At 47.1% G+C, this 1,608-nt stretch carries 2 protein-coding genes; both read left to right on the plus strand.

The window, feature by feature from the left end; translation table 11 throughout:
• Positions 1 to 471, plus strand: a 471-nt coding sequence (locus tag MARLIPOL_RS06415; RefSeq protein ID WP_012140502.1) for a hypothetical protein, incomplete at its 5' end; no start/stop codon positions are given.
• Positions 472 to 584: 113 nt separating this feature from the next.
• Positions 585 to 1,499, plus strand: coding sequence for a hypothetical protein (locus MARLIPOL_RS06420; protein WP_012140504.1), 915 nt, complete (start codon positions 585 to 587; stop codon positions 1,497 to 1,499).
• Positions 1,500 to 1,608 lie beyond the last annotated feature (109 nt).

A 1,608-nucleotide genomic window follows, 5' to 3' on the forward strand; every position in this document is an offset into this window, starting at 1 on the left:
CCGCCGCTTCGCGGCTCCAAACCGGCGCGTGAGCCGGGCGTTACTTGTATGAACTATCGCTGCGATTCTGATCTTTCTAAAGATATTGTTCTCGCGAGGGCTTCTAGCTTCGTCGAGTACGACACTTGGTACTCGCGACCAAAGGAAATCGATGGTCGCGTTGAAGGATCACGAATCCAGTTGACTCGGAGGGGTGGTTTTTTCCATTTCCCTGGCAGAGGAAGATTCGATGGTTTTGTTCAGGAAATCGATGGTAAAGCCTGCATCGTTGGAAAGCTCAGCGACCCAAGTCTAGCTACTGGCGTCGGAATAGTTTTAGGTGCTTTGGGTGTTGCAACAATGTTTGCGCAGGGCTTTTCGTTATTTGGCTTTGTTGCCTGTGGCCTACTAAGTTTGGGTGGCTATGCGCTGGTGAAACGCGATCACATCCGCATTAGAGAGGCCTTGGAGGATATCGCTGGCAACAAGTAACAAGTCAATTAAGTTCGTTCCGGCCTGCGGCCTCCACCGGACGGCCCTGTCGGGCCGCCGCTTATTTCAGCGTTATGCATTAAGGAGCTAGTCTTTTGAAAGGTGTAAGTTTCATGGGCTTTGTTGCACCGATGATTGCATTGTTCATCGCTATCGTTTGGATTGGTGTTGCTATCGTTGGAAAAAACGTTAATGCCAAGGACTTGGTATTTTCTTACACAGCACTAGCTGCGGCATTTGTGATGTTTTCTCTTAACCTAGGGTTTTCGTTGAAGAATGAAGACAGTACCCATGTCGTTCAGCCACATCTGATACTTACGCCGGACTGTGTCGATGTTTACTCAGAGCTAATGACGAAATCAAACTTTGTCGTATTTAATCGAGAAAAGTTAAGTTCATCGCTGAACCTTACGAGAACAAGTGAAAAAGCCGGTCTCCCGCAATTTTCTGACGATGAAAGCGCGGTCTTCCAAAAGAATCTCGTTGAATTCTTGAGAGTGTCAGTGGTTGGGCATTTGCTGTCCGAATATCCCGACTGGAATCCAGATGTAAAAACTTTCAGGGGAAAAAAGCAAGTTCAATTCAATAACTCTGAGGAAGGTGCTGGCCATAACTCTTACTACTCTGTCCCTCACCTGGAAAACGCTCTGAAGATAGACGTAGACGGTTTCGATATTTCTGAAGGTGTGGGTATAACTAATGGCCTTACATTGCCGCCGAATACAGTTATTTCGAGTAATGGTGAAAATCTAATTTTTGAGAACCCCCACATTCGAATAGAAATCGATTTTGAGGTTGAAGATGGAATGAGTTTTGCCGTTCCATCCTACATTGGCTCTAATCTGAGATTGGACCAGCGAGATCTGAGCCAAGGTGTTGTCAACATCCAAAGCAACATTAGAGTTTCTGTGTCTCAGAAAAAGCAAAGATCAGGTAGTCCTGAGCGTCTTAAGTACAAAGCATGGGCATCACAGATTGTTGACATCATCCGAGCGGGATTTTCGCCAGTAGCATCTCAAAATGCATAACCAATGCAGGCACGGCGACGCCCATTACATTGCGCCTTCGGCTCCATTCCATGGGCGCGCATGCTGCAGGCGTTGAGGCTGTAGAAAAACCCCGAAATCCCCGCTTCGG

Source organism: Marinobacter lipolyticus SM19 (assembly GCF_000397065.2).
Classification (GTDB): domain Bacteria; phylum Pseudomonadota; class Gammaproteobacteria; order Pseudomonadales; family Oleiphilaceae; genus Marinobacter; species Marinobacter lipolyticus.

Excerpts from the sequence above, each read along its gene's own strand:
- MARLIPOL_RS06420 (WP_012140504.1), top strand. The coding sequence starts at position 585 with ATGGGCTTTGTTGCACCGATGATTGCATTGTTCATCGCTATCGTTTGG.